The sequence below is a fragment of the Streptomyces sp. NPDC089915 genome, from assembly GCF_040684675.1.
Taxonomy (GTDB): domain Bacteria; phylum Actinomycetota; class Actinomycetes; order Streptomycetales; family Streptomycetaceae; genus Streptomyces.
Map to the genome: position 1 here is coordinate 16,789 of NZ_JBFBGN010000070.1, position 19,250 is coordinate 36,038.

Genomic DNA, 19,250 nt, shown 5'->3' on the forward strand with positions numbered 1-19,250 from the left:
GTAAGGGATGTGCCGTGGGAACTTCCGGGCGATCCACTCGATTTGAGCCAGAATGTACTGGACCTTGGCCGAGGCACATGCCACGGACGGGCCGCCCGCCGGCGGAGAACCCCATGGATTTCGGCCTTTCCGCACCGCCGAATTCCCTTATTCCCGCAGGGATACCGGGTACCGGGCGAGTGGGCCGTTGAAACCCGCAGCCGATATCCGGCCATCAATTCCCGTTACCCGGCTGCGTTATCGTGCCGGGACAGCAGTTGGCCGCCGAACCCACCGGAGTGTTGCGTGCTGTCCCACCTGGAGCCGTCCTGTCCGCCGCCGGGCTGGGCCCCCGCCCCCTGGCCGGGGCGGATGTCCCGGCCGGCCGCGGACTCGCTGGACCTGTGGCTGTTCCACGTCACGGACGCGGGGCTGCGTTCCGTGGTCCTCGACCGGTCGCCGCTGGACCCCCGGGAGCGCTCCCGGGTCACCTCGTTCGTCCGTCCCCTCGACCGGGGCCGCTACGTGGCCGCGCACCTGGCGCTGCGCCGGGTGCTCTGCGCCTACGAGGGCGTCCGCCCGGCGGAGTTGGTGTTCGTGCGCCGGTCCTGCCCGTGCTGCGGCGGGCCCCACGGGCGGCCGGCCCTCGCCGGTGCGGACGCGCCGCACTTCTCCCTGTCCCACGCGGGCGGCCTGGTGCTGATCGGGGTCGCCGGGCGGCCGGTCGGGGTGGACGTGGAGGCGCTGCCGCCGCCGCGCAAGGCGGCCACCGTGAGCGAGGCCCTGCATCCCGCCGAGCGGCGGGCCGTCCATGCCGCGCAGCCGGCCCTGCGGCCCGCCGTCTTCGCCCGGCTCTGGGCCCGCAAGGAGGCCTACCTCAAGGGGCTGGGCACGGGGGTGGGCCGCAGCCCGGACCTGGACTACCTCGGCGACCCCGGTGTCGGGGCGCCCGCCCGGCCGCCGGGGTGGACCGTCCGGGACGTGCCGGTGGGGCCGGAGCACGCGGCGGCCGTGGCCCTGGAGCGGGCGCCGGGCGCCGACCCGGCGATCACGGTCCGCACCCACCACCTCGGAGTGCTGGACGCGTCCGCCGCCGAGGTCCTGGCGGGCCGCTGACCCGCGCCCGCCACGGGACACCGGCGGCGGCGCGCGGACGTTCGGGAGGACGCACGTCCGGGTGGCGGCCGCGGCTGCGGCGGACCGGGCCGGGGGCGGCGGCGTTGTATGGGGTGCCGGTGCTCCTGCGAAAGAAGGAAACTCCCGTGACCCCTGTGCCTCCTGTGACCTCCACGGCCTTACCTCCCGTCGAGACGCTGCTGCGGCGGACCCTCGGCGAGCGGCGTATCGGGCTCGTGGCGTGGCGGCTGCTCGTGCTGCAGATCGCCCACCCCGTCGTCGCGGCGGGCATGGACCGGTACTCCACCTACCGCGCCCATCCGTGGCGGCGGATCGAGCACACCATGGAGAGCGGCAGCCGGCTGTTCTTCGCCGGTCCCGAGGAACGGCGCCTGGAGGTGGCCCGCCTCCAGCGCACCCACCGGCGGATCCGGGGCACCGACGCGTCCGGGCGGCCGTTCAGCGCCGAGGACCCCGAGGTCCGCGGCTGGGTGATGGTCACCCTGTACGAGTCGATGACCGCCATGCGCGAACTGTCCGGCGATCCGCTGCCGCCCGCCGAACGCGACCTGCTGTACGCGGAGTTCCTCGACGTGTGTGCCGCCCTCGGGATCCCGGGCGAGGCCCTCCCGGCGAGCGCCGCCGAGGTCCCGGCGTACGTGGAGCGGATGGTCCGGGAGGTCCTGGAGTACGGCCCCGAGGTCCGCGACATGCTGTACACGATGCTCCGGCAGGCCCCCGCGCCGCGCCGGCTGGGACGGCTGGCGCCCGCGTGGCCGCTGCTGCGGACGGTGGTCGCCCGGGCTCTGGCCGCACTCACCGTCAGCGATCTGCCGCCGGCCTGGCACGAGCGGTTCGGGACCTCGCGCGGTACCGGGGGCGCCGCGCTGTCGTGGGCGCTGCACCACGGGCTGCGGCACGCCATGGACCTGGCTCCCGACCGGGTGCGCTACCGGCGTAGGAGCGTGAGCGGCGCGCCCGCGCGGGCGGCGGTGCCCCGGGCCCGCGGCGGCGACTCGCGTCCGGCCCGGCTGGAGAGGTTCTTCCGGGAGGTGCTGGACCAGACCGGCAACGGCCGGGTCGACTCCGCCGACCTCCAGGCGATGGTGCACTCCGTGTGCTGGCGGCTCGAACTGCCCGCCGAGCGGGAGGACGAGGTCTACGCCGCCTTCGAGGGCTGGTGGCGCCAGCTCCGGGAGGCGGCCGACACGGACGGCGACGGGGGCGTGGACTGCCGCGAGTTCGTGTCCGCGATGCTGTCCGGGGTGGACCGCGACCCGCAGTACCTGGAGAAGGGCCTGGTCCCGGCGGTACGGGAGCTGTTCCGGGCCGCCGATGCCGACGGGAGCGGCTACCTGGGGGCGGACGAGTACCGCGCGCTGTTCGGCGGCCCCCGGGTCCACCCGGCCGAACTCAACGAGGGCTTCCGGGAGTTGGACGCGGACGGGGACGGCCGGGTCGAGGAGGCGGAGTTCGTCGCCGCCTTCCGCGACTTCTTCACCGCCCACGGCGGGAACACCGCCGGCGCGGGCCTCCTCGGCCGCGCCTGAACACCCCGGCTGAACCACCCCGCGTGAACACCCCGCCTGATCCGACCCCGCGTGAACACCCGCCTGAACCACCCCGCCCGGATCCGCGTCCGTACGCGGATCCGGTCCGGCGGCCGGGCTCCCGGGGCGGTCAGACCCGGGGGGCGCGCAGGACGTAGCGGACCTCGGCGGCCCCGGCGGGGGTGGTGCGTTCGAAGCCGGCCCGGGTGACGACGCCGTGGGAGGGGGCGTTGTCCGCGTCGACCGAGGCGTGCAGCGTGGTCAGGCCGGACTGGGCGAAGGCCCAGGCGGCCAGGCCGTTCAGCGCGTCGGTGGCGTAGCCGTTGCCGCGGGCCGAGGGGACGAGGTCGTAGCCGATCTCGGCGTTGCCCTCGGCGTCGGGGGCGCCGTGGAAGCCGATCCCGCCGATCGCGCGCCGGTCGTCCGTCCGGACGATGGCGTACGGGCCCCACCCCGGGCGGTACGTGCCCTCCTCCCGGGCCCTGAGCACCATCCCGGAGGCGACCCGGGTGCCGTCGCCGGGACCGTCGCCGGCCCAGGCGAAGCCGCCGGTGCCGCCGGCGTGGAGGTCGGCGGCGACCTGCGGGGAGATCTCGCAGAGGACGACGCGGCCCGCCGCGACGGGCTCGGAGTACCAGCGCCAGACCGGCCGGCGCGGCAGTGCGCCGAGGCCGGCCCGCCCGGTCACCCACAGGAGGACCGGCCACGCCGCCCCGTCGGCGCGCGGCGCCTGCGGGAAGAGCCGGTCGAGGACCTGCTCGCAGAGGGCCGGCTCGGGCTCCCAGTCGTGGACGCCGAGGGCGTTCAGGATGTCGTGGGTGTGCAGCAGGGTCTCGACGACGCCCATGGCCGCGAACCCGTCCGCGCCGGCCGTGCCGTACGGGTGCCAGGCCCGGTCCCCGGGCCCGGCCGCGGCCACGGCGGCGGACAGCAGGCCGCCGGTGGCCTCGATGACCTCGATCAGCCCGTCGGGGGTGGTGCCGGGGTCCGCGCTGATCTCGAAGGGGACGTACCCGCCGCTCGCGCGCCCGGTGAGCTGGGCGGCATAGGCGGTGAAGTCGCTCGCGATGTGCACGGCGGTGTCGTGGCAGCTCCACTCCAGCCCTGCGGCGGGGGTGGACCAGTCGAGGTGCGCCACCTTCCGGAGTGCCTGTGCGGTGAGGGACACGGACCGGTCCACGGACTGGGGGGTCATGATCGTCATGGCCCGAACCCTAGGGTCACCACCCGGACTCCGGCCAGCGGATATCGGACACGGCCCGGTTCGGTGCCGGCTCAGTGCCGGTTCGGCGTCGGCACAGTACCGGCTCAGTGCCGGCACAGGCAGAACGGGTGCCCCGCGGGGTCCGCGTAGACCCGCCAATTGGCGTCCGGGCGGAGCTGGTCCGTCCGCTCCAGTACGGTCGCGCCGAGGGCGAGCGCCCGCCCCTCCTCCAGGTCGAGGTCGTCCACGTCGAAGTCGAGGTGGAGCTGCTGCGGGCGCCCCTGGCCGGGCCATTCGGGCGGCCGGTAGCCGTCCACGCGCTGGCAGGCCAGGGGCGTCCCCTCGAACCCGTGCACCTCGATCCAGCCGGGGTCGTCCGGGTCGGTGACCACCCGGCCGCCGAGCAGGGCCGCGTAGAACTCCGCGAGCCGGACCGGATCGGCGCAGTCCAACGCGACCGCCTGCAGCTTTCGAATCACTTCCGACACCCTGTTCTGTGGGGGCTCCCGCGTCCGCGGTACGGGAGGGGTCGTACGGCTCGTACCCGCCGCGGCGTCCGGTATGCCCCCTCAGCCGGCGCTACCCCCGGCCGGCCCCGGCCCGGCCGGGGACAGGACGGCGGAGGCGAGGTGTTCGCGGAACCAGCGGTGCGCGGGGTCCGCCGAGTTGCGCGGGTGCCAGGCCATGCCCAGGTCGAGCGGTTCCAGGTCCAGGGGGACGGGGAAGGTCCGCAGGCCCATCGCCTCGATGGTGCCGGGCAGCCAGCCCTCCAGACTGAGGGCGACGAGGTCCGTCTCCCGGGCGAGCATCATCGCGCTCGTGTGGCTGGGGACCACGACGGCGGTCCGGCGGCGCAGCCCCAGTCCGGCGAGGGCCCCGTCGATGGGCCCGTGCCGTTTGCCGAGCCGGGAGATGCCGATGTGGTCGGCCGCCGCGAAGCGACGGGCGTCGATCCGCCCCTCGAAGAGGGGGTGCCCGCTGCGGGCGACGCCGACCAGCGGCATCCGGGTGAGCGGCCGGGTCTCGATCTCCGGGTCCAGGTGGCCGAGGACGCCGAGTTCGACGTCCACCCAGCCCTGCCGCAGCCCCGGGCCGCCCTCGACCGCCTCCGGCAGGAAGACCACGTCCACCCGCGGGGCCTGCGCGTGGATCCGCTCGGTCAGGGTCCCGGCCAGCCCCACCAGCAGCAGCTCGGCGGCCTGCACCGTGAAGGTGCGCTGGAGGTGGACGGCGTCGAACCCGGCGCCGGGCCGCAGCACGTTGTCGCAGCCGCGCAGCAACGCCCCCACCTCCTCACGGAGTTCGACGGCGCGCGGGGTGGGGACCAGCCCTTGCCCGGCCCGGACCAGCAGCGGGTCGCCGACGGTGCGGCGCAGCCGTGCCAGGGTGCGGCTGACCGCCGCGGGCGAGGTGCCGAGGCGCTCGGCGGCACGGGTCACGCTGTTCTCCTGGAGCAGGGCGTCCAGGACGCGCAGCAGGTTGAGATCCATGAACCCATCCCCCTTGAACTGCAGTTTTCCATTTCCGGCAATGATTAGGTGCCCATCTTTGCATTGCTGTGCCCGCCGCCCGCACCGGAGAGTGGAGAGGCCCGCGCATCCGTGTGGCATCCACCCTTCGCCCCGTTCCAGGAGCCGCTGTGCAGCAGTCCCCCCGTACCGGCCGAGAAGGCGACGTGCTCGCCGTCGTCAGTCAGAGCGGACCGACGGTCTCGTTCTTCGACGCCGCCTCCGACCGGCACCTCGGCGACGTCCATGTCCCTTCCGAGCCCCACGAGTTGTGCTACGACCCGACGCAGCGGCTGCTGTGGTGCACGCTGACGTACCACTCGGGCTACTACCACGCGAACGGCGGCCGCCGCACCGAGCTGGCCGTCATCGACCCCGACACCCGCCGCGTCGTCGAGATCGTCGACCTCGCCCCGGAGCACGGGCCGCACGGGCTGGCGCTGGACACGGCGCGGGGGCGGCTCTACGTCAGCGTGGAGTCCGGGGACGACCGGTCCGGCGGTGTCGTGGTGATCGACACCGCCACCCGCCGCGCCCTGGGCAGGATCGACACGGACGCGCCCGGCCCGCACTGGTTCGTGATCGATCCGGCGGGGCGGACGGGGTACGCCACCAACAAGGAGGCCCCGTTCGTGTCCGTGGTGGACCTCGAACGGGGGGTGCTGACCGCGAAGGTCGAGGTCCCGGGCAGTGAGGGCATCGCCGTCTCCGCCGACGGCGCGCACGCCTTCGTCGCGGCGCCCTACGGCGACTTCGCCGCGGGCGCCGAGGGCCGGCCCGCGACGGGCATCCGCGTCATCGACGCCCGGACGGCGTCCGTCGTCGACACCCTGCCCACCGACAACGTCATCCTGCCGGTCCACCTGACGTCGACGGGCCGGCTCCTCGCGGGCGAGCTGCGCATGACGGCCGACCCCGGGGCGCGGCTCGGACGCCACGCGCCCGGCCTCCTCAGCGTGTTCGACGCCGGGACCCGCAAGCGGGTGGGCGAGGTGGAGGTGGGGCTCTTCCCGCTCACCATCACCTCCTCCCCCGACGGCCGGCTCGGCTACGTGTCCTGCGTGGTCTCCTCCACCGTCGACGTCGTCGACCTGGACACCCTGGAGCGCCTGGCCCGGCTGGACGTCGCCAAGCTCGGCGAAGCCGGCGCGCACGGCCTGGCGTACGTCCCCCGCCCCGCCTGACCGGCCGCGGTCCGCCGGCCGGTGCCGACCAGCAGGTGGGCAGGCCGGCCGGGGAGGGGGGTGCGGGCGGTACCCTGCCCCTCGCCGGTCTTCCGGGCGCGACGGGCCGGCCTTCCGTTTCCGCTCGTTCCCCCAGAGGACGCCACGCACATGTTCAAGGTCAACGAATACTTCGACGGCACGGTCAAGTCGATCGCCTTCACCCAGGAGGAGGGCCCGGCGAGCATCGGCGTCATGGCTCCGGGCGAGTACGAGTTCGGCACCGCGGCCCCCGAGATCATGCACGTGATCAGCGGCGCCCTGACGGTCAGGCTGCCCGGCGCCGAGGACTGGGAGACCTTCTCCGGAGGCAGCCGCTTCCAGGTCCCGGGGGACAGCAGGTTCCAGCTCAAGGTGCGGGTCGAGACCGCCTACCTCTGCGAATACCGCTGACCGCACGACGGCGAGGGGCCCGGGCGCATGCCGCCCGGGCCCCTCGCCCGTTCCCGGTGCAGCCTGCGGCGACCACCCTCTGAAATTTGCCATTCAAGATCTTGATGTTTGTTGATCCCCATGCCAGATTCGGCGCAGCACCACCTGGGTCGACGGCGGAGCTCATCGTGCTGCGCCGCAACTGCTGCGGGAGAGGCGAACCACATGCCGGAACAACACGCCGTCGGGGACCGATTGGCGATGGAGAGACGCACGGTCGAGGCGGTCCCGGACGGCGAACGGCACGGCACTCCGCGCAGCCAGTTCACCCTGTGGTTCGGCGCGAACATGCAGATCACCGCCATCGTCGACGGCGCCCTGTCCGTCGTCTTCGGCGCCGACCCGCTCTGGGCGATACCCGCGCTGCTCATCGGCAACGTGCTCGGCGGCATCGTCATGGCCCTGCACTCCGCGCAGGGACCGCGGCTGGGCGTACCGCAGATGATCTCCAGCCGGGCGCAGTTCGGCGTGTACGGGGCGGTCCTTCCGCTGCTGCTGGTCATCCTCATGTACCTCGGGTTCGCCGCGACCGGCAGCGTGCTGGCCGGGCAGGCCGTGTCCGCCATGCTGCACGTCGGCACGTCCGCCGGGATCCTGCTCTTCGGCGCGCTGACCGCCCTGGTCGCCGTGACCGGCTACCGCCTCATCCACCTCGCCGGCCGCGTCGCCACCGTCGTGGGCTCGCTCGGCCTCGGCTACCTGATGGTGCGGCTGTTCACGCAGTACGACGTCGGCGCGCACGTCGGCGAGAAGGGGTTCGACGCGGCGACCTTCCTGCTCGCCGTGGGACTCGGGGCCGGCTGGCAGCTCACCTTCGGCCCCTACGTCGCCGACTACTCCCGCTACCTGCCCCGCGACACCAGCACCCGGGCGACGTTCTGGTCCACCTTCGCCGGGTCCGTCATCGGATCCCAGTGGTCCATGACGCTCGGCGCGCTCACGGCCGCCGTCGCCGGCAAGGCGTTCCTGCCCGACCAGGTGGGCTTCCTCGGAAAGCTGGCGGGCCCGGCCTTCCTCGCCTTCCTGATCTACCTGGTCATCGTGGTCGGCAAGCTCACCGTCAACTGCCTGAACGCGTACGGCGGTTTCATGTCGATCCTGACCACCGTCACCGCCTTCGACCGCCGCTCGCGCGTCTCCCCCGCGGTCCGCGCCGCCTACATCGTCGGCTTCATCACGGTCTCCATGGTCATCGCACTCGCCGCCAGCGACGACTTCCTCGCCAACTTCAAGAACTTCGTACTGCTGCTCCTGACGGTGTTCACCCCGTGGAGCGCGATCAACCTGGTCGACTACTACCTGATCTCCCGCGAACGCGTCGACGTCCCGGCCCTCTACGACCCCGACGGCCGCTACGGGCGCTGGAACGCCGCCGCGCTGACCTGCTACCTCGTCGGCATCGCCGTCCAGGTCCCGTTCCTGGCCACCAAGCTGTACACCGGAGCGGTCACCAGGATGCTCGACGGCGCCGACGTCTCGTGGATCGTCGGCCTGCTGGTCACCTCCGCCCTGTACTGGCTCTGGGCGCGCCGCACCGCCAACCCGCCCGCCGCGACCATCCACCCGGCCGCGCCCGCGAGCGACTGACCCGGCCGCGGCCGCGGCGCCGTACGGGAGCCGCCGCCACGGCCGGGCGGCCCGGGCGACCCCGGCGGCCCGTCCCGTCCCAAGCCGTGCAAGGGCGTTCAAGACCGTGCAGGGCCGTCCGGCATCGTCCAAACCCCTGGTGGGACACTCCTCCGTCCGCGAAGGATCACCCCGGGGCCGCCAGCCGCGCCCCGCGCATCCACTCGGAACACCGTCAGGAGACAGCCACCCATGCTCAAGCTCCGGAAGACCCGACGCGCCCTCGGCATGACCGCCGCGGCCCTCGCGCTCGCCGGCGGAACCGCCGTGATCACCGCCGGCACGGCGAACGCCGCCGGCGGCTCCCAGGACCTGTCCACCGCCAACTGCAGCGGGTACGTCTCCTACACCGACAACCAGGCGTACGGGGCCGTGGCCTCCCGGAACGGGACCTACTGCGAGGTCAACATCACCCAGAACGGGGGCTCGCTGCGGCAGTCGTACACCTGGGGCGGCTGGGTCTACACCCCGACCTACTGGCACGGCTGGGGCTCCAACGGCACCTGGCTGAGCGACCGGATCTGCGTCGTCGACCACGGCAACGGCGCGGCCAACTGCCGTACGGTCTGAGGCTGATGGAACGGGCCCGGCCCGGCGCGCCGCTGCCACGGCGCGTCGGGCCGGGCCCTTCCGCGTCCTGCGCCGGCGACGGCGGGGCTCAGATCTCCAGGGCGCCGGGGAAGGGCCAGTTCCCCACCCCGGGCTCGGTGAACGCCAGCCAGCCGTGGCCGCTCATGGGGGTGTCCTCGTCGATCCTCTCCGGGTCGACGGTCAGCGCGTCGGCCACCTCGTTGGCGTTCGACTCCAGCGAGGCGTTGGGCTCGTACAGCCCGGCTTCCCAGTACTCGTCCTCCGTCTGGGGGGTCTCCCAGGGCATCGGCTCGCCCGTCCAGGCCGGTTCGCCGTAGGTCCGGAAGGAGCGGACGACCCGGCCGCCCTCGGCGATCGCCCAGCCGTGGGCGTCGTCGTAGCCGTCGCGGAAGTAGTAGTGCGCCTGCCCGCAGCGCGCGCCGACCCGGGCCAGCACCTCCTCCTGCGCGCAGTCGGCCACCGGTCCGCCGAACACCATCCGCCAGCCGTCGAACTCGGGGGTGACGAAGGCCCGCAGGACGGTCCGCTCCCCACCGTCGGGGCCGGTGACGACGGCCGTGTCGTGCTCCACCGCCGACATCCCCAGCGCCATGGTCGCGGGGACGGGGTCGTACAGCCCCAGCGCTTCGAAGACCCCCTCGTACGCGGCGGCGGGCACCGCGATCCAGACGAAGGGGCAGAGATCGTCGAGGGGCCGGTCGTCCGGCAGCTTGATCCGTACGAGGCGCTCCAGCGCCCGCCGGTCCCGTGCGTCCAGCCCGTCCCCGGCGCCGATCACCCCCAGCGCGCGCAGCGCGGGGCGGCGCAGCGCGCCCGGCCCGTTCCGCCGGATGTCCAGCAGGGCGCCCGCCGCGTCGGGGCCGAGATCCGTCAGCTCCCTCTCCGCCCGCCACGGGTCCTCCCGCCGGGCGATCCGCGTCAGGAGGGACTCCAGGGCCAGGTTCTGCGTGCTCATGACACCGACCCTAGCCGCTGCCCGGCCGGCGCCGGGGCGGCGGCAGGCCGCTGCCCGGCCGCCGCCCTGGCCGAGCCGGGGCCGAGGATCATTTATGCTTCAGAGCGGCCACGGGGCGGTGGCCGGTCGCCGGCTGCGGCGGCCGTGGAACGGCCGGTCAGCCCGCCGGGGACGACGGCCCGCGCCGAGCCCCCGTACGGACACCGGCCTCATGACGCCGATCATGAAGATCCTGGGGAATCGAGTGGCCGCCGGCAGGCGTCTCCCTGATACGGGGTGCCCACCCCGCGCGCCCCGTGAACAGAAGACCCCCAGGGAGAAGTGAGGTATGGCAGTGATCTGCGTCGGAGGCATGATCGGGATCGGCAAGACGACGGTCGCCGAACTGATCGCCAAGGAGCTGGGCAGCGAGGTCTTCTACGAGAGCGTGGAAGACAACCCGATCCTGCCGCTCTTCTACACGGCGGGCCCCGAGGAGATCCAGGCCAAGCGGTACCCCTTCCTCCTGCAGCTCTACTTCCTGCAGACCCGGTTCGCCTCGATCAAGGAGGCGTACAAGAAGGGCGACAACGTCCTCGACCGTTCCATCTACGAGGACTGGTACTTCGCCAAGGTCAACCACGACCTGGGCCGGATCAGCTCCCTCGAGATGCAGGTGTACGAGGGGCTGCTCGACGAGATGATGCGCGAGATCGACGGCCTGCCGTACCGCAAGGCGCCCGACCTCATGGTCTACCTCAAGGCGGACTTCGAGACGGTGCTGCACCGCATCGGGCTGCGGGGCCGCGATTTCGAGCAGGACGAGAGCCTCGTCGAGTACTACCGGACCCTGTGGTCCGGCTATGACGACTGGGTGCACAAGCACTACTCGGCCAGCCGCGTCCTCGTCATCGACATGAACGACACGGACGTGGTGAACAACCCCGAGGACGCGGTCCGCGTGGCCCGGGAGGTCAGGGAGGCCCTGGCGGCGGGCGGGCGCACGGCCTGACGCCGGCGCCGTTCCGGTACGACGGGGACCTTCCTGTAAGGCTGAATCGTTTCAGCAGCTCAGGGCGGCATCGGGCCGCCCTTTTGCGGGGATCCTCAGGGTGACCGACGGCTCCGGTTACCTCACGGCGGGTACCCCGGCGGCCGGAGCGTCGGCACGCCTGGAGGCACCCGTCATGAGCACCCCCCGGTGGCGGCAGCTCACCGATCACCTGATGACCGTCCCGGAGAAGGTCTACGAGGGCTGGAACAGCCGCGACGGCTGGGACAACTACACGCGCTGGGGCGAGGAGTTCGGCGAGAACGGCGTCCCCTGGTGCGTGATATTCGACTGGTGCATGTACCACGACGTCGGCCTCGACGCGATCGTGCCCAAGGTCGACAACGTGAGCGCCTTCGCCTCCTGGGCCAGGGCCCACGGCCAGTGGTCCGCCTACCCGTCCGTCGGGGCCTGGGTCGACTTCGGCGACGGCGCCCACACCGAGATCGTCACCGGCTTCGACTCCGACACCGTCTACACCAAGGGCGGCAACAGCATCCAGGCCGGATCCGTGGACCGCGGCCAGGGCAACGGCGTCTGGTCGCACTCCAACCCGCGCCGCAGCAGCTACGTCACGGGCTACTTCGCGCCCCGCTACCCCGACGGGGAGTGCCCGCCCACCGCCGACCCGGACGATCCGCGCGGCGGCCCCGCCGTCGTCTCCTGGCGCTGGGAGCCGCCCGCGGGGCCCTACGAGCCCTTCCCGGGCTCGGGGTTCTTCACCGACGGCCGCCGCAGCCCGGTCATCGCCGCCCTGCACGAGCGGCTGGTCGCCGTCGGCTGCGACCGCTACCGGAGCTCGGCCGACGCCGACGTGTGGGGCCCCGGGGACGTCCGCTCCTACCAGGCCTGGCAGCGCAAGCTCGGCTACAGCGGCTCCGACGCCGACGGCGTTCCCGGCCCCGCCTCCTGGGCGCGGCTCCAGGTGCCGCACGTCGAGGACTGACGGGGGTCCGTGCCCGGGGAGGCCTGCGGCCGCCCCGGGCACGTGGGGGATCAGACGAGCGCGAGGCTGATCTGGTCGTTGAAGATCACCCAGTGCTGGCCCTTGTCGTTGGTGTCACACGGCTTGGTGGAGACGTTGGGCGTCCCCCAGGCGTTGGCGAAGCAGTAGGCCGGGGCGAAGTTGAGGGAGATCGTCTGCCCCGAGACGTTCCAGTACTGCCCCTGGTCGTTGGGGTTGCACGGCTTCGTGGAGACGTCCGCGGCCCCCCAGGTGTTGGCCAGACAGTAGCCGCGCGCGCCGGCCAGGGAGATCTGGTGGCCCGAGAGGACCCAGTGCTGGCCCTGGTCGGCGCTGTCGCACGGCTTCGAGGAGAGGTTCGGGGTCCCCCAGGCGTTGGCGAGGCAGTACCGGCCGGGCACCCGCGCGCTCTGCTGGGCGGCGCTCGCCGCCCCGGCCTGACCGGTCGGCAGGAGGGCGGCGGTCACGGCCAGGGCGGTCAGGGCGAGGGTCTGGCGGAGGGCGATTCGCATGATGCCGATTCCATTCTCGAAGCAGGCCGGAGCGATTTACGCCACGGCCTGAAATCGGGGTCAATTCGGCCTGGATCCAGGCGCAGGCAAATTAGTACCAGCGGTCGCGGGACGGTAAATAATCACGCCCGGCCCATTCACTCGAATCAGGTAGTACCTGGATGATCCGATGATCTTCGACGGGGAAAATACCTGGTGGATGCAGCTGAGAAGCAGACAGCGCAAGCGTCGCGGGGTGAACTCCACCCGAATCCGGGCAGCTCGGCGAATTCAAGCCAGGGCGGGCTTGAATTCCAAATACGCCATCCGCCGCGATGTCCGGGCTGCGGAAACGTTCCGGAAAGTTGATATCGCGGCGCATGCGTGTGCGGAATGCTGGCGGAATTCGGCCGGTACGGTCGGGCGCCGGGCCGTCAGCGCCCGAGCGCGTCCCGGACGGTGAGTCCGTGGTGGACGCGCAGGCGGCGCATCTCCCACCAGGACAGGGCCGTGACCGTGACGGGGGCGCCGAGGATGAAGGCCGCCCGGACGGCGGGGGGCACCTGGGGGTAGGCGCCCGTCACCACGTCCGACAGGGCCATCTCCCACACCAGGACGCCGGCGAGGACCGGCGGCACCACCTCGTGGATGTCGGCGGTGCGGAAGACGTGGACGAGGGAGAGTCCGATGCCGTAGAGCGCGAAGCCGACGGACCACAGGCACAGCACCGCGATGACGATCTTCCCGGGCAGCCCGACGGCCTCGCGGAACCCCGCCAGTTCCGGGGCCATCGCGAGCGCGGACGTGCCCATGGACGCCATCACGGCGAGGACCGCGCCGAGCGGGCGCAGGGCCCGGCGCAGGTAGACGCGGCGCAGGGGGCCCTTCGCGGCGGCCACGAAGGCGCCCACCACCAGGGGCAGGGTGCAGACCAGCACCAGGACGCTGGACCAGCTCTGGTCGAGCCGGTCGTCCGCCGCCGCCTTGACGTCGGCGGCGCTGACGGCCGCCTTGTAGGCGACCGTGAGCCCCACCCAGGCGGCCAGCCCCAGTCCGGTGCGCCAGAGTTGGAGCCTGCGGACCTGCCCGTCGTGCACGATGCCCGGGCGGGAGGGACGGAAGGTCCGCTGGGCGGCGTAGAACGGGTTGCGGATCCCGCGCAGCACCTTCCGGCCCCGGGAGGGCTCGACGGCCACCGGCGGGAGCGGCGGCGGATACGGCCCGTACGGGTTTCCCTGCGGCGGCAGTTGGGGGTACGCGTAGCCCTGCGGCGGGCCCGGGTGGGGGTATCCCGGCGGCGGGGCCTGGTACGGGTACGCCTGCGGCGGGGCCTGCCGGGGATAGCCCTGTGGCGGAGCCGGGTGGGGGTATCCCGGCGGCGGGCCCGGGTGCGGATGCCCCTGTGGCGGGGCCTGGTACGGGTTCCCGGGCGGCGGGCCGCCCGTGCCGTCCGCCGGACCGCCGTACCCGCCCCCGCCGTACCCGCTCACCGGCACCCCTCCGTCCCGCCGCACCCGCCCCGGCCCCGTCGATGGCAGGCATCGTAATCGGCCGGAGGCGGCCGGGCCGCCGGCCGGCGGAGGGGCGCCTCCGCGCCTCAAGCCGCCGCCGGGGTCGCCGGGGCCGCGGGGGCGCGGCGCGACAGCGCGTCGGAGGCCTTGGCCGTGGCGTACAGGGAGACGGCGAGGGCGAGGGCCATGGCCGCTCCGGCGGCGAAGAGGCTGCCGGAGGACACCGCCTTCGCACTGCCCGCCTCGGCCCGGGCGGAGCCCGAGATGAACGGTACGACCGCCAGCACCGCGAGACCGAGGACCACCTCGCCCCAGACCACCAACGGGAAGTGACGCAGGGTCAGGTGCCGCAGGGAGGCGGTGTCGTCGGCGCGGCGGACCCGCGCGATACGGGGCATGAGCCAGAACTGGTTGAAGGCGCCGGCGATGACGAGGCCGAGGACGAGGAGGACCTTCACGAGCAGGGCGATGCCGTAACCGGTGGTCCACAGCTGGGAGACCGCGCCGACGTGCTTCCAGCTGAGCCAGAGCCCGGAGAGGAGGACCGCGCCGACGCAGACCATGGCGACCAGGCTGAACCGGCGCCACACGTCGGCCCACAGCGCGCCGGCGCCGTCGCCGAGACGGCCTCGGGTGCCCGCGAGGGCGACGAGGAGGGCGAGGCCGCCGAGCCAGACGGTGCCGGAGATGATGTGGACCTGGTTCAGGAGCAGGTCGAGCCAGCGGTCGAGATCGGCCGGGGCGGTGGCGGGGACGGCGCCGATCAGGGTGACGGCGAGGGCCGCCGGAAGCGCCGGGAGGGCGATGCGGTCCACGTGCCGCCGTACGGGCGGGGCGAACAGGGAGAGCAGCGCCGCCGCCGTGGCGAGGAGGACCAGGTTCTGCACGATGTAGACGTCACCCTGGGCGATCCAGGCCCCCTTGGCGGCGGGGGCGCGCAGGAAGTCCAGGATCGCGCCCGGGGCGAGCGCGTCGCCGAAGGCCATGCCCTTCCCGGCGCGGGCCACGCGGCCGGCCAGCTGGAAGTAGCCCGCGAGCAGCAGCACCAGTCCCGCCCAGGCCAGGAAGGCCGCCGATCTGGATCTCAGGACCGCGGCGTCCCCCGGGTCCCCCGCCTGCCGGGCGCTCCTGAGGGAGGGTCGCACGGTGGTGGCGTAGGTGACGGTGGCACCGATGGCGCCGCTCAGGCCGACGAAGTAACCGGTCTTGGTGAGGACCCGCCAGGTGGGGGGCGTGGTGTATCCGGCCGTGTCGGCGGCCAACAGGAGGCTGTTCATAAGGGGAGCCTAGCCTTACTTAGGTGACCCTACCCTTACTCTTTTACATCCGATTGTTCTACCTTCATCAATCCGTGACGCACCGTCCGCCACGCGGACGGGAGGCCGGACCGCCCGCCGGGGCGCTATGTCCGGATCGCAAAGATATTCTGGGAAATGTGATCGAGTCAGGACGGCTGCGGCCCCGTCTGCGCTACGGCCGCGGGTGGCTCGTGCGGCTGTCTCCGGTCTTCCTCACCATCGTGATCGCCGCCCTGGCCTACGCCACTCCCCCGGAGCTGGCGTTCAGCCGCCTCCTGCCCGCCGCCCCGGCCCTGGCCGCCGCCATGTGGCCGGTCCTGCCCACCGTCCTGCTCGGGACGGTCTGCCTCATCCTGATGATCGGCCTCAGCCTGGTCTTCCCCGACCTCGGGACGTGGTGGACGGCCGCCGGGATCATCGCGGTCACCGTGGCCGCCGCGTACGGCAGCCACCTCCGGCTGCAGCGCGAGCGCACCCTCCTCCAGGTCAGGCTCGTCGCCGAGGCGGCGCAGCAGGTGGTGCTGAGCCCGCTGCCGCGCCGCCTCGGGAACATCGAGATCGAGTCGCTGTACCTGGCGGCCGCCGCGGAGGCCCGCATCGGCGGGGACTTCTACGAGGTCGTCGACACCCGGTTCGGGGTCAGGCTGCTCATCGGCGACGTGCGGGGCAAGGGCCTGCCGGCCGTCGGGGCCGCCGCCGCCATCGTCAACGCCTTCCGGGAGGCGGCGTACGACGAGAGCGACCTGGTCGACGTCGCGCGCAGACTGGACGCCAGCAGCACCCGGTACAACGCCGCCTTCTCCCCCGACGGGTCCTTGGAGCGCTTCGCCACCGCCCTCCTCGCCGAGATCCCGCACGAGGGCCGCCGCATCGACATCCTCAACTGCGGGCACCCCCCGCCGATGCTCCTGAACCACGGGGACCTGTGCGTCCTCGAATCCGCCGCCCCCTCACCCCTGCTCAGCCTCGCGGAGCTGATCGGCGACCACTACACCGTCGACACCTTCGACTTCGCCCCCGGCGACCTCCTGCTCCTCTACACCGACGGGATCGCCGAGACCCGCGCCCGCGACGGCGCGTTCTTCCCGCTGGCCGCCTGGATGCGCCGCCGGCCGCCGACGCCGCCCCGCGAGCTGCTCACGGCCCTGCACCACGACCTCCTGCGGCACAGCAGGGGACGCCTCGACGACGACATCGCCGCCCTCGCCGTGCGCCTGGGCGAGCCCCGGGGCACCGAACCCGCCTGACCGCCCGCCCCCGCCGGCCTTCAAGGGCCGGGCAACTTTTCCCCGTGACGCTCATTGATCCTGCGCGAACCCTTCCGGAGCGATGCGACATGTGCAATTTTACATGTCACATGTCAACAGCCCGTGTCCCCACACGTGGCCACGAAGGCCCCGGAGGCCCCCACAGATGCATCCCTTCCGGATACCGAAGGGCGGCGCGCGCAGACTTCCCGCGCTCGGCGCCGCCGTCTTCATCGCGCTCGGCCTGTTCACGCCGCCGAGCCAGGCCGCCTCCGGCGCGGCCGCCCCGGCCGGTCCGCGGGCCCACGGCGCCACGGCCCCGGCGCCCAGGTCGATCCCGGTCCCCCGGTCGCCCGACGCCCTGCGCAGCAGCTCCCGCTGGCACGTCTCCTCGCAGGACGCCGCCGCGGAGAGCGCCCCGCCCCCGGCCCCCGCCGTCAAGCCCGTCACCACCAACAAGGCCGAGCGGCAGTCCGCGGCCGCCGCGGACCCGTGCGGCGACCTCTCCGGCCTCGTCAACGCCACCGGCGCCGCCCTGGTCCAGCAGCTCAAGGCCCTCCCGCAGATCACCTGTACGTACCCCCTGTTCAACCTCACGGGGGACGACGCGCGCAAGGCCTTCCGCGAACCCCAGATGGTGACCGTCGCCAACGCGCTGCGCGACGCCTCCGCCGGCTACACCGGCGACAACCGGGCCGCCGTCGGGCAGCTGGTGCTGTTCCTGCGCGCCGGCTACTACGTGCAGGACAACAACGCGGGCACCGTCGGCGCCTACGGCCCGGCTCTGGACACCGCCGCCCGCGGCGCGCTGGACGCCTTCTTCGCCTCCCCGCGCAGCAAGGACGTCACCGACGCCAACGGCGCGATCCTCAACGAGGTCGTCACGCTGATCGACAGCACCCACACGGCCGGCCGCTACGCCGGCGTGGTCAAGTGGATGCTCGGCGGCTACGACGGAACCTGGCCGGCGCAGATGGACCTCGCCATGCAGCACGTGGAGTGGGTCGTCCAGAACGGCTTCAAGGCCAAGGACGACGACCGCGGCTGGCGGGCCGCCCTCAAGGCCGACCCCTCGGTCCTCGACACCTGGGCCGGCTTCATCACCCGCAACGGCGCCCAGCTCAACCGCCTCGACGTGGTCAGCAACGTGGGCCGCTACCTCGGCTACGCCCTGGACGTCCCCGAGCTCAAGGACCGGGTCCGGCCGCTGCTCAAGGACCTGATCAACCGCTACCCGAACGTCGGCCCCACCGCCCCGATCACGATGAACCTGGGCTGGTACACGCGCCAGTACGACAAGGGCAACTGCGCGGCCTACGCCATCTGCGACCTGGGCGCCCGCGTCCTGCCGTCCGTGCTGCCGATCCAGCACACCTGCACCCCGGGCCTGAAGATCCGCGCCCAGGACATGTCCCCCGGCCAGCTGGAGAGCACCTGCACCAGCCTGGTCAACCAGGACGCCTACTTCCACCGGATCATCGGCGACAAGGGGGCGCTCCCCGGCGACCTGAACACCAACCTGGAGGTGGTCGTCTTCGACGACTACTCCCAGTACGCACTGTACGCCTGGGCCATCTACGACATCGACGTCGACAACGGCGGCATGTACGAGGAGGGCAACCCCTCCGCCCCCGGCAACCAGGCGCGCTTCATCGCCCACGAGGCCGACTGGCTGCGCCCCTCGTTCCAGATCTGGAACCTCAACCACGAGTACACCCACTACCTCGACGGCCGCTACGACATGGCGGGCGACTTCGAGGCCGGTATGACCACGCCGACCATCTGGTGGGTCGAGGGCATCGCGGAGAACATCTCGTTCGGCTACCGCGACCAGGTCAACACCGACGCGATCGCCGAGGCCGGGAAGCAGACCTACAAGCTCAGCGAGCTGTTCGACACGGTCTACGGCCAGGACCCGGACCCCACGGTCACCTCGAACCGCGTCTACCGCTGGGGCTTCCTCGCGGTCCGCTACATGCTCCAGCAGCACCGGGCCGACATGGACACCGTGCTCGGCAAGTACCGCGCCGGCGACTGGAACGGCGCCCGCGCCTTCCTCAAGCAGACCATCGGCACGAGCTACGACGCCGGCTTCGCCGCCTGGCTGACGAGCACCTGCGCCACCGACGGCTGCGGCCCGCTGCCGCAGGCCCCCGCCACCGCGCTCTGCACCGGCGCCGACGTCCGCCAGTTCGACGCGAACTGCCGCCGGGAGGGTCTCGCGGCCGCCGCCGGCAACTACAGCTACCACTTCGTGTACCTGCCGGCCGGAGTCAAGCAGCTGACCGTCACCAGCGCCGGCGGCACCGGCAACGCCGACCTGTACTACAACGGCGCCACCTGGGCCACCACGAGCGCCTACCAGGCCAAGTCCGCGGGCGCCGGCAACGGCGAGACCCTGACGATCGACAACCCGCCCTCCGGCTGGGTCTACTTCAGCCTCGCCGCCGCACAGGACTTCAGCGGCGTGAGCCTGTCCACGCAGACCCGGTGAACCCGTGGCGCCGGGGCCGGTCCGGCCCCGG

The 19,250-nt window shown here is 72.9% G+C and carries 17 protein-coding genes; 10 read left to right on the top strand and 7 right to left on the bottom strand.

Translation table 11 applies throughout. The features are described 5' to 3' along the window. Positions 1-285 precede the first annotated feature (285 nt). Positions 286-1,095: a 4'-phosphopantetheinyl transferase superfamily protein gene (locus AB0O29_RS21135; protein ID WP_365153520.1), complete on the top strand. Its 810-nt coding sequence runs from the start codon at positions 286-288 to the stop codon at positions 1,093-1,095. Positions 1,096-1,241: 146 nt separating this feature from the next. Beyond that, the gene (locus AB0O29_RS21140; RefSeq protein WP_365153522.1) at positions 1,242-2,645 is read left to right on the top strand and encodes an oxygenase MpaB family protein; all 1,404 of its coding nucleotides are present in this window, start codon (positions 1,242-1,244) and stop codon (positions 2,643-2,645) included. 130 nt (positions 2,646-2,775) lie between these two features. On the opposite strand, the gene AB0O29_RS21145 is transcribed toward AB0O29_RS21140, so the two are convergent. From AB0O29_RS21145 to AB0O29_RS21155, 3 genes are all read right to left on the bottom strand, one after another. Continuing rightward, positions 2,776-3,849 (bottom strand): GNAT family N-acetyltransferase, encoded by a 1,074-nt coding sequence (locus AB0O29_RS21145; protein WP_365153524.1) that lies wholly within the window; start codon positions 3,847-3,849, stop codon positions 2,776-2,778. A gap of 104 nt (positions 3,850-3,953) precedes the next feature. Beyond that, positions 3,954-4,328, bottom strand: a complete 375-nt coding sequence (locus AB0O29_RS21150) for a VOC family protein (protein ID WP_365153526.1) — start codon at positions 4,326-4,328, stop codon at positions 3,954-3,956. Positions 4,329-4,418: 90 nt separating this feature from the next. Next, complete coding sequence (locus AB0O29_RS21155; protein ID WP_365153527.1) at positions 4,419-5,339, bottom strand: LysR family transcriptional regulator; 921 nt, start codon at positions 5,337-5,339, stop codon at positions 4,419-4,421. 149 nt (positions 5,340-5,488) lie between these two features. Here AB0O29_RS21155 and AB0O29_RS21160 point away from each other — a divergent pair, with 149 nt between their 5' ends. From AB0O29_RS21160 to AB0O29_RS21175, 4 genes are all read left to right on the top strand, one after another. Beyond that, positions 5,489-6,541, top strand: coding sequence for a YncE family protein (locus tag AB0O29_RS21160; RefSeq protein ID WP_365153529.1), 1,053 nt, complete (start codon positions 5,489-5,491; stop codon positions 6,539-6,541). A gap of 150 nt (positions 6,542-6,691) precedes the next feature. Next, the gene (locus AB0O29_RS21165; RefSeq protein WP_365153531.1) at positions 6,692-6,973 is read left to right on the top strand and encodes a pyrimidine/purine nucleoside phosphorylase; all 282 of its coding nucleotides are present in this window, start codon (positions 6,692-6,694) and stop codon (positions 6,971-6,973) included. 240 nt (positions 6,974-7,213) lie between these two features. Continuing rightward, positions 7,214-8,599: a cytosine permease gene (locus AB0O29_RS21170; RefSeq protein ID WP_365153533.1), complete on the top strand. Its 1,386-nt coding sequence runs from the start codon at positions 7,214-7,216 to the stop codon at positions 8,597-8,599. 231 nt (positions 8,600-8,830) lie between these two features. Further along, positions 8,831-9,208 (top strand): hypothetical protein, encoded by a 378-nt coding sequence (locus AB0O29_RS21175; protein ID WP_365153535.1) that lies wholly within the window; start codon positions 8,831-8,833, stop codon positions 9,206-9,208. 88 nt (positions 9,209-9,296) lie between these two features. Here the strand turns inward: AB0O29_RS21175 and AB0O29_RS21180 are convergent, their stop codons facing one another. After that, on the bottom strand, positions 9,297-10,184 hold the full coding sequence (locus AB0O29_RS21180) for a hypothetical protein (protein WP_365153537.1): 888 nt from the start codon (positions 10,182-10,184) through the stop codon (positions 9,297-9,299). Between the two features lie 328 nt (positions 10,185-10,512). Here AB0O29_RS21180 and AB0O29_RS21185 point away from each other — a divergent pair, with 328 nt between their 5' ends. Both AB0O29_RS21185 and AB0O29_RS21190 read left to right on the top strand, forming a co-directional pair. Then, on the top strand, positions 10,513-11,175 hold the full coding sequence (locus tag AB0O29_RS21185) for a deoxynucleoside kinase (RefSeq protein WP_365153539.1): 663 nt from the start codon (positions 10,513-10,515) through the stop codon (positions 11,173-11,175). A 175-nt stretch (positions 11,176-11,350) separates the two neighbouring features. Next, entirely contained in the window at positions 11,351-12,160 is an 810-nt protein-coding gene (locus tag AB0O29_RS21190; RefSeq protein WP_365153540.1) for a peptidoglycan-binding protein, read from the top strand. A 50-nt stretch (positions 12,161-12,210) separates the two neighbouring features. Here AB0O29_RS21190 and AB0O29_RS21195 read toward each other — a convergent pair whose 3' ends face one another. The 3 genes from AB0O29_RS21195 to AB0O29_RS21205 form a co-directional block, all read right to left on the bottom strand. Beyond that, on the bottom strand, positions 12,211-12,690 hold the full coding sequence (locus AB0O29_RS21195) for a ricin-type beta-trefoil lectin domain protein (protein ID WP_365153542.1): 480 nt from the start codon (positions 12,688-12,690) through the stop codon (positions 12,211-12,213). Positions 12,691-13,103: 413 nt separating this feature from the next. Further along, positions 13,104-13,865: a hypothetical protein gene (locus AB0O29_RS21200; protein ID WP_365153543.1), complete on the bottom strand. Its 762-nt coding sequence runs from the start codon at positions 13,863-13,865 to the stop codon at positions 13,104-13,106. A 401-nt stretch (positions 13,866-14,266) separates the two neighbouring features. Further along, on the bottom strand, positions 14,267-15,457 hold the full coding sequence (locus tag AB0O29_RS21205) for a CopD family protein (RefSeq protein WP_365153545.1): 1,191 nt from the start codon (positions 15,455-15,457) through the stop codon (positions 14,267-14,269). Positions 15,458-15,615: 158 nt separating this feature from the next. On the opposite strand from AB0O29_RS21205, the gene AB0O29_RS21210 reads away from it, so the two are divergent. Together AB0O29_RS21210 and AB0O29_RS21215 are read left to right on the top strand one after the other, a co-directional pair. Then, positions 15,616-16,725 (top strand): PP2C family protein-serine/threonine phosphatase, encoded by a 1,110-nt coding sequence (locus tag AB0O29_RS21210; protein ID WP_365153547.1) that lies wholly within the window; start codon positions 15,616-15,618, stop codon positions 16,723-16,725. Positions 16,726-16,891: 166 nt separating this feature from the next. Further along, positions 16,892-19,219, top strand: a complete 2,328-nt coding sequence (locus tag AB0O29_RS21215; protein ID WP_365153549.1) for a collagenase — start codon at positions 16,892-16,894, stop codon at positions 19,217-19,219. The last annotated feature ends 31 nt before the right edge of the window (positions 19,220-19,250 follow it).

Excerpts from the sequence above, each read along its gene's own strand:
- AB0O29_RS21145 (WP_365153524.1), bottom strand. The coding sequence starts at position 3,849 with ATGACGATCATGACCCCCCAGTCCGTGGACCGGTCCGTGTCCCTCACC.
- AB0O29_RS21155 (WP_365153527.1), bottom strand. The coding sequence starts at position 5,339 with ATGGATCTCAACCTGCTGCGCGTCCTGGACGCCCTGCTCCAGGAGAAC.
- AB0O29_RS21165 (WP_365153531.1), top strand. The coding sequence starts at position 6,692 with ATGTTCAAGGTCAACGAATACTTCGACGGCACGGTCAAGTCGATCGCC.
- AB0O29_RS21170 (WP_365153533.1), top strand. The coding sequence starts at position 7,214 with ATGGAGAGACGCACGGTCGAGGCGGTCCCGGACGGCGAACGGCACGGC.
- AB0O29_RS21175 (WP_365153535.1), top strand. The coding sequence starts at position 8,831 with ATGCTCAAGCTCCGGAAGACCCGACGCGCCCTCGGCATGACCGCCGCG.
- AB0O29_RS21180 (WP_365153537.1), bottom strand. The coding sequence starts at position 10,184 with ATGAGCACGCAGAACCTGGCCCTGGAGTCCCTCCTGACGCGGATCGCC.
- AB0O29_RS21185 (WP_365153539.1), top strand. The coding sequence starts at position 10,513 with ATGGCAGTGATCTGCGTCGGAGGCATGATCGGGATCGGCAAGACGACG.
- AB0O29_RS21190 (WP_365153540.1), top strand. The coding sequence starts at position 11,351 with ATGAGCACCCCCCGGTGGCGGCAGCTCACCGATCACCTGATGACCGTC.
- AB0O29_RS21195 (WP_365153542.1), bottom strand. The coding sequence starts at position 12,690 with ATGCGAATCGCCCTCCGCCAGACCCTCGCCCTGACCGCCCTGGCCGTG.
- AB0O29_RS21205 (WP_365153545.1), bottom strand. The coding sequence starts at position 15,457 with ATGAACAGCCTCCTGTTGGCCGCCGACACGGCCGGATACACCACGCCC.
- AB0O29_RS21215 (WP_365153549.1), top strand. The coding sequence starts at position 16,892 with ATGCATCCCTTCCGGATACCGAAGGGCGGCGCGCGCAGACTTCCCGCG.